The organism is Streptomyces inhibens (assembly GCF_003389455.1).
GTDB classification, from domain to species: domain Bacteria; phylum Actinomycetota; class Actinomycetes; order Streptomycetales; family Streptomycetaceae; genus Streptomyces; species Streptomyces inhibens.
In genome coordinates, this window is the sequence record NZ_QUAC01000126.1 from 1 (window position 1) to 7,540 (window position 7,540).

A 7,540-nucleotide genomic window follows, 5' to 3' on the forward strand; every position below is an offset into this window, starting at 1 on the left:
GTGGGGGTGGGCCGGGCCGCCCACCCCGCGGCCACCGGGCGACGAACAGAAACCCCGCTTACGACAACCGCGCACGCGGAACCACTCCGCCCGCGACCGCCCGCTGCCGCGCAACCCCCTCGGCCCCCACCCAACACGTGCCCCGCCGTGCCACCAGCCGTCGCAACCACAGCTCCGTGGAGACCAGCTCGGCCAGCCCGTCCAGCGGCAACGCGGCCCCCTCGGCCGCCGACCGCAGCGCCTTGCGCACCACCCGTGCCTCGACCAGCCCCGCATCGGCGAGCAACGGTGCGTCGAAGAGCCCCACCAGGGCGCCGACGGCCCCGCGCAGCCCGGCGCGTACGGCGGCGGCGTGGGAGAGGTGCGAGGTGGCGCCCCATCCGGGAGGCAGATCCCGTACGCCGGCGCCGGCCAGTACGGAGCGCAGTACGGCGGCCCGGGCCCCCGGCTGCACCCGCAGGGTGTCCGGCAGGGCGCGGCAGGCGAGCACCACCTGGTTGTCGAGGAAGGGGGCGTGCAGCCGCTGGTTGCGGACCTCGGCGGCCTGCTCGAAGACCCGGTGGTCGGCGGCCTGGCGGGCCAGTGCGGCGCGGGCGCGGCGCTCACCGGGGCGGCCCACGGCGGGCGAGCGGGTCGCCGCGTCACCGAGACGAACCGATACTTCGGCCAGCGCCTCGCCCGTGAGCCAGCGCGCGGCCGGACCCGGCCGGCACCAGGCGAGCGCGGCCAACGAGGCGTCCACGGCCCCGTCGGCCACCGGCTCGTCGGCGAACTGCCGCTCCAGGAGGCGGCGCGCGGTATCGGCGATGCCGTCCGGGTACGGCGTACGGGCGAGCCTGCGGGCGGCGCGGTAGACGGTGAAGGGGACGAGGACGGACTGCGCCGAGGGGCCGTCCGCCTTGGCCAGCGCGGTGACCGGGCGCAGCAGATGGCGTCGGCGGCGGTCCATGAGGAGGTCGGCGAGCCGGGCCGGGTGTGCGTCGAGAACCTGGCGGGCGCCGTGTCCGACGAAGTGGTCGGCGCTGCCGGCCAGCAGGCGCCGGCGGTGGCGGCTCGCGGTGGTGAGGGAGGGGCCCGGCTCGTCCGTGAGCGGGCCGCTTTCGAGGTCCGCGTACGGGAGGGCCTCTTCGCCGGCCGCGACGACGACGTGGTGCAGCCGCGGGTTGTCGGCGATGCTGCGGGCGCGCTCCAGTTCGGCGTCGCGGTGGGCCTGGTCGCCGTTGGTGGCACGGTCGTTGAAGGTGACGGCGAGCAGGCGTTCGCCGTGGCCGCCCAGCCTTCCGGGCCGCCCGGGGAGGCCGGCGGCCAGGAGGGCGAGGGTTGCGGAGGCGCTGCCTCCGGAGAGGTCGGCGCCGATGCCGGGGGCCGGTGCACCGCGTGCGGCGCGCCGCTCGGCCGGGCCCATGCCGGGCACCGGCCCGGGGTCGAGACCGTCGAGTCCGTCCGGGTCGGGGGCGTGCCGGGGGACGGCGAGCCGGGTCCGGACCGCCTCGACCAGGGCGTCGCGGACGCCGTCGACGGCTTGTTCCGGGGCGAGTTGGGGTGCGGCGACGGCGAGCGAGGCGGTCGGTTCGTAGGAGGTGATGTCGCGGACGCCGCCGCGCAGCACCAGGGCGTGACCGGGCGGGATCCGGCGGACCCCTTCGTACGGCGNCGGACGCCGCCGCGCAGCACCAGGGCGTGACCGGGCGGGATCCGGCGGACCCCTTCGTACGGCGTGCCGGCGCCGAGCGCCTCGGGGGCGTCCGGGCAGGCCAGCAGCGCGGCCAGGTGGCCGACGTCGAGACTGGCCTCTATCAGGTCGGCGAGCGGGAGGGCGGCGGTGGCGTAGGCGGTGCCGCCGGCCCAGGGGGTGTGGAAGACGGGGCGGGCGCCGGCCAGATCGCCGGTGACGGTGATCCGCCGTCCTACCTGGACGACGGCGGTGTAGCTGCCGGGCCAGGCGGTGAGGTGGCGCAGTGCGCCGCCGCGCGCCGCGAAGAGGCCGACCCGCAGCTGATCGTCGGTGGCCCCACAGACGCCGAAGACGGCGAGCCGGGTCTCGGGGTCGGCCTGTACGACGCGGACCTCGTCCGGCCGCCAGTCGCCGACCGCCCACAGGGGGTCCGGGTCACCCCACAGAATGTGGGCGCCCACGGGCTGGACCGCGCGGCTCTCCGCGCCGGCTTCCGCCCCTGTGGCGGCCGGCCTCGTGGCGGCACTGCTCCACCCCACCAACCAGCGCATCGCCGCCTCCACCCGATTCCCCGTCCGCCGGGGCCAACGGCCGCCCCGTACAGCGGATCGCCGAGCTGTCGCCCAGCTGTTGTGCCGCCCATGCTGCCATGACAGCGGCGCAGCGGCGGTGTCGAAGAAGGCCCGTATACGGGCAGTTCACGGCGCGGACGGGCCACGGACGGCCGGCCGGGCGGCCATGGGGCACCATGGGCGGGCCGCGAACGGCGGAACGGACGCGGCACACAGTGCCTGCACGACGGCCGGATGAGCCGGGCCCCGACGCGCGGGCGGATCGCGCGCCGGCGGTCCCCCGCATCGGCCCCGGGAGCCCCCCGTGTGGCTCCCGGGGCGGCCCGGAGTATGCGACGGCGTGAAATCATCACCCGTCGATTTTCGGCCAAAGTCCGTTCCGCACAGTCCAGTTGACGTATGCGGGGGCCGCGTCAACCGGTGACACGACCGGTCGGCGACCGGTCTTCGCGACGGTCCGGGAGGCGGGCTTCGCCTCCCGGACCGGACCGTCACCCGCGGGGAATGAGGTGACGGTGTCCCCCAGCCCACTGGATCCAGTGCAGCGGGCCGACCCACGCAGAAGCCATGGAAGCGCTCCCGATGACGGGCGGCCAGCGCGCACGGACGGGCGCACGGGCACACGTACCCGGAGCACATGCCAATCCCCGCACCCCTGTTTGAACATGAATCTCGCCATCCGGGACACCGGCTCTTAACGGTCGGGATCCGGCGAACTACTCTGGGTGGACGCATGCCCCGGGGTACCGGGGCGGCTGTCGGTGTGTCGAGGGGTGCGCATGTCCAGGGATATACGCGGGCCGAACGAGAAGCTCGGCACCGTTCTCGCCCTCGCGGGTATCAGCAATGCCGGACTGGCACGCCGGGTCAACGACCTCGGTGCGCAGCGCGGACTGACGCTTCGCTATGACAAGACGTCGGTGGCCCGGTGGGTTTCCAAGGGCATGGTGCCCCAAGGCGCCGCGCCCCATCTGATCGCGTCCGCGATCGGCAGCAAGCTCGGCCGGCCGGTGCCGCTGCACGAGATCGGGCTGGCCGACGCGGACCCGGCACCCGAGGTCGGCCTGGCGTTTCCCCGCGATGTGGGCGCCGCGGTGCGCTCCGCGACCGAGTTGTACCGTCTCGATCTGGCCGGTCGGCGGGCCGGCGGTGGCGGCATCTGGCAGAGCCTGGCCGGATCCTTCGCCGTCAGCGCGTATGCCACCCCCGCCTCGCGCTGGCTGATATCGCCGGCCGACAGTTCGGTGGCGCGGGAGGCGGCCGAGGCGCGCGACAAGGACGCCGCGGCGGCCGGCGACGCCGGAATCCCGCAGCACGTCGGCCACAGTGACGTCAGCAAGCTGCGCGAGGCGGCGGAGGACGCGCGCCGCTGGGACTCCAAGTACGGCGGTGGGGACTGGCGTTCGTCGATGGTGCCGGAGTGCCTGAGGGTGGACGCGGCGCCGTTACTCCTGGCCTCGTACAGCGACGAGGTGGGCCGTGCGCTGTTCGGGGCGACCTCCGAACTCACCCGGCTCGCGGGGTGGATGGCCTTCGACACCGGCCAGCAGGAGGCGGCCCAGCGCTACTACATCCAGGCGCTGCGGCTGGCCCGCGCGGCCGCCGACGTCCCCCTGGGCGGGTATGTCCTCGCCTCGATGTCCCTCCAGGCGACCTACCGGGGCTTCGCGGACGAGGGCGTCGATCTCGCGCAGGCCGCCCTGGAGCGCAACCGCGGTCTGGCCACCGCCCGCACCATGAGCTTCTTCCGCCTGGTGGAGGCGCGGGCACAGGCCAAGGCCGGCGAGGCGCGCGCCTGTGAGGTGGCGCTGAAGGCCTCCGAGGGCTGGCTGGAGCGGTCCCGCGGCGGCGACCCCGACCCGTCGTGGCTGGACTTCTACTCGTACGAACGCTTCGCCGCCGACGCCGCCGAGTGCTACCGCGATCTGCGGTTGCCCCGCCAGGTCCGCCGCTTCACCGAGCAGGCGCTCTCCCGCCCGACCGAGGAGTTCGTCCGCTCGCACGGTCTGCGTCTGGTGGTGTCCGCGGTCGCCGAACTGGAGTCCGGCAATCTGGACGCGGCGTGCGCGGCGGGCACCCGCGCGGTCGAGGTGGCCGGCCGGATCTCCTCGGCCCGCACCACCGAGTACGTCCGCGATCTGCTGCACCGCCTGGAGCCGTACGGCGACGAGCCCCGGGTGGTGGAGCTGCGGGAGCGGGCCAGACCGCTGCTGGCGGCGCCGGCGTAGGGGGCGGGCGGCTCTTGGGGAGGGACCGCCGCCTGCTCGCGGCCACGCGGTCACCCGCCGGTAAGCGTCGCCGGTGCGGCATCGCCCGTGCGGCATTGTCAGTGCCGACCGTCATGATGGGATACGTCGTCGGCGATGATGCGCAGGTCCGCGGCGACGGGCGGGCCTGCGGTCATGCGGTTGGGGAGGTGCAGTGGCGGCGTACGACTGCGATGTACTGGTGATCGGTGCCGGCATCGTCGGACTCTCTACGGCCCACGCGATCACGCGGGCCGCGCCGGGCACGCGTGTCGTGGTCCTGGAGAAGGAGCCCGGACCGGCCCGCCATCAGACCGGGCGCAACAGCGGCGTGATCCACAGCGGCATCTACTACCCGCCCGGCTCGCTCAAGGCCCGCTTCGCCCTCCAGGGCTCGGCGGAAATGGTGAAGTTCTGCACCGAACACGACATTCCGCATGAGGTCACCGGCAAGCTGATCGTCGCCACCGACCGCAGCGAGCTGCCGCGGCTGCACGGCCTGATCCAGCGCGGCCGCGAACACGGCCTGCCGGTGCGCGAGCTGGGCCCCGCCCAGATAGCCGAGTACGAACCCGAGGTGCGCGGCCTGGCCGCCATCCATGTCGGCACGACCGGCGTCTGCGACTTCGGCGCCGTCGCCCGCCGGTTCGCTGCGCTCGCCACCGACGCCGGCGCCCGGATCCGGTACGGCGCCGAGGTGACGGCGATCGGCCGCCGCCCCGGCCGGGTCGCGGTCCGTACGGCCGACGGCACGGTCCACCGCGCCCGCGCCCTGGTCAACTGCGCCGGTCTGCACTGCGACCGGATCGCCCGGCTGGCCGGCGACGCCCCCGGCATGCGGATCGTCCCCTTCCGCGGCGAGTACTTCACCCTCGCCCCGGAGCGCGCCTCCCTCGTCCGCGGCCTGGTCTACCCGGTCCCCGACCCGGCCTTCCCCTTCCTCGGCGTGCATCTGACCCGCGGTATCGACGGCGCCGTGCACATCGGCCCGAACGCCGTCCCCGCGCTGGCCCGCGAGGGCTACGACTGGCGCACGATCCGCCCCACCGAACTGGCCGGCACCCTCACCTACCCCGGCTCCTGGCGGATAGCCCGCCGCCACTGGCGCTACGGCGCCGGCGAACTCCACCGCTCACTGTCCCGGCACGCCTTCGCCGACGCGGTCCGCCGCCTCCTGCCGGCCGCCCGCGAGGAAGACCTGGTCCCCTCCCCGGCCGGCGTCCGCGCCCAGGCCGTCCTCCCCGACGGCACCCTCGTCGACGACTTCCTCTTCGCCGAAACCCCCGGCATGATCCATGTCCTCAACGCCCCGTCCCCCGCCGCCACGGCGTCACTGCCCATCGGGCGGGAGGTGGCGCGGCGGGTGCTGGGGCTGCTGGGGCAGAGCCGCGCATGACACAACGCCTCTCGGCCCCTCCCCCTTGAGGGGCGGGGCCGAGAGGCGGCGGATCGGTGGCGGCATCGCCCTGGAGACGTCAGCCGGCCGGCGCCTTGAAGGCCTGCACGCCCGGGCGGTTGTCGCTGAGCCGCTCGCTCTGGACGAAGAGCGTGTTGTCGTTGCCATTCCAGGCGAGCGACATATCGCTGGGAGCCGGCAGGTTGTGCTCCTTCTCGTAGAGCGCACCCATCACCTTCTCCTTGCCGTCCCGCAGGCCGGCCGAGACCAGCAGAGCGTTCACCGCGGAGGCGCCGCTGTCGGGCGAATCGGTCACCATGATCAAGCCTTGGCGGTCCACACCGGCGATGGCCGCCGAGCCGCGCTTCTTCCACAGCAGCTTGCCCGTCCGCAGGTCCATGGCCGCCAGGCCGTTGTTGGCACCGTAACCGGCCACCAGAACCTGATCGTCCTCATCGACGTACGTGCTGCGCGGTTCGAACGTCATCTCCTTCAGCTCGCCCTCAAGCTTGAAGGAGTGGTCCGGCTTTCCTTCCTTCGTATAGGTCTGGATGAAGCGGTCGGGACTGCCCGAGCTGCCGCTGTCCATCAGGAGCGTCAGGGGCAGGTCCGAGAGGACCTGCTCGATCGCACGGTGCTCACCCGTGATCTTCGAATGGATGCCGGCGTACTCCAGGTCCTGGAGCGCCATCTGCTTCTTCGGCTTCGCATCGGGGCAGTCGCTGACCACGGCCAGGTACTGGGGGCTCAGCCCCGCCGAGTTGGTGCATGCGTGACCGCGCGCGGTCAGCTCCCAGGCCTTCGCTCCACCGGCGACGGTGAAGCCTGCGTAGGTCCGGCCGATCGTGACGGCAACGACCTTGCTGTTCACCACGACCCGCGGCCGGCGCTCCGCATCCTCCCCGTCCTGGAGGTTCTTCGACCACAGCGTCCGGCCGGTGTCGGTGTCGATGACGGAGAGATAGGAGCAGTCGTCGCCACCCGCGTCGAAGACCACGGCACCCACGCCGTCGTCACTGGGCTCCTTCGACATCGCGCAGACCTCGCCCGCGCCCTTGGGCGTCTTGGCCGTCCACTTCTTCTTGCCGGTCTTGCGGTTGTACGCCCGTACGCCCTCGCCGTCGCCGTAGATGACGTCGTCGTTGTTGAACCACATCGAGCGCAGCCCGTTCTCGTTCTGTCCCTCGCGCTCGGACGTGGGCGACGCCGCCTCCCACAGCCGCGGCATGGCATTTGCCGGCCGACCGGCGTTCGGATCGGCAGAGTCGTTCCCCGTGAGGAGGAAGTACCCGCCGACCCCGCCGGCCACCAGCACGACCATCACGATCGCCAGGATGAGCGGCACGGGCGCACCGCTGCGCCCGGGCGTGGCGGGATGGCCCGGCCCTCCCGGCCCGGGCGTGGCGGGATGGCCCGGCCCTCCCTGGAACTGGGGCGCCATGGGCCCGCCGGGGAACGGCGGGCGGCCGGGCATCTGGCCCTGGTTCTGGGCGTACGGCGGGGGCGGCTGCTGGCCTCCCTGCGGCGCGGGCGGGGCCGGGTAGCCCTGCTGGGGCGGCCCCTGGGGCTGGGCCATGGGCGGGGGGAACTGTGCGGGCCCCGGCCCGGGCTGAGCGCCGTACGGGCCGGGGGCGGCGGGCATCTGGCCCGG

4 protein-coding genes and 2 pseudogenes are annotated in these 7,540 nt (G+C 74.0%); 3 read left to right on the top strand and 3 right to left on the bottom strand.

Annotated elements, in window-relative coordinates; translation table 11 throughout:
- Positions 1 to 58: 58 nt before the first annotated feature.
- Positions 59 to 1,653, bottom strand: a pseudogene (locus DY245_RS15910) (asparagine synthase-related protein); the annotation flags it as partial.
- Between the two features lies 1 nt (position 1,654).
- Positions 1,655 to 2,226 (bottom strand): annotated as a pseudogene (locus DY245_RS46335) (asparagine synthase-related protein); the annotation flags it as partial.
- Positions 2,227 to 3,026: 800 nt separating this feature from the next.
- Here DY245_RS46335 and DY245_RS15915 point away from each other — a divergent pair.
- Positions 3,027 to 4,475: an NsdA family TPR-like regulatory protein gene (locus DY245_RS15915; RefSeq protein ID WP_018092687.1), complete on the top strand. Its 1,449-nt coding sequence runs from the start codon at positions 3,027 to 3,029 to the stop codon at positions 4,473 to 4,475.
- A 193-nt stretch (positions 4,476 to 4,668) separates the two neighbouring features.
- Complete coding sequence (lhgO, locus tag DY245_RS15920; RefSeq protein WP_128507870.1) at positions 4,669 to 5,889, top strand: L-2-hydroxyglutarate oxidase; 1,221 nt, start codon at positions 4,669 to 4,671, stop codon at positions 5,887 to 5,889.
- 79 nt (positions 5,890 to 5,968) lie between these two features.
- Here lhgO and DY245_RS15925 read toward each other — a convergent pair whose 3' ends face one another.
- Positions 5,969 to 7,234: an outer membrane protein assembly factor BamB family protein gene (locus DY245_RS15925; RefSeq protein ID WP_220377891.1), complete on the bottom strand. Its 1,266-nt coding sequence runs from the start codon at positions 7,232 to 7,234 to the stop codon at positions 5,969 to 5,971.
- Positions 7,235 to 7,297: 63 nt separating this feature from the next.
- Between DY245_RS15925 and DY245_RS45230 the strand changes: the two genes are divergently transcribed.
- The coding region (locus DY245_RS45230; RefSeq protein ID WP_220377892.1) for a hypothetical protein at positions 7,298 to 7,540 on the top strand (243 nt) is incomplete at its 3' end.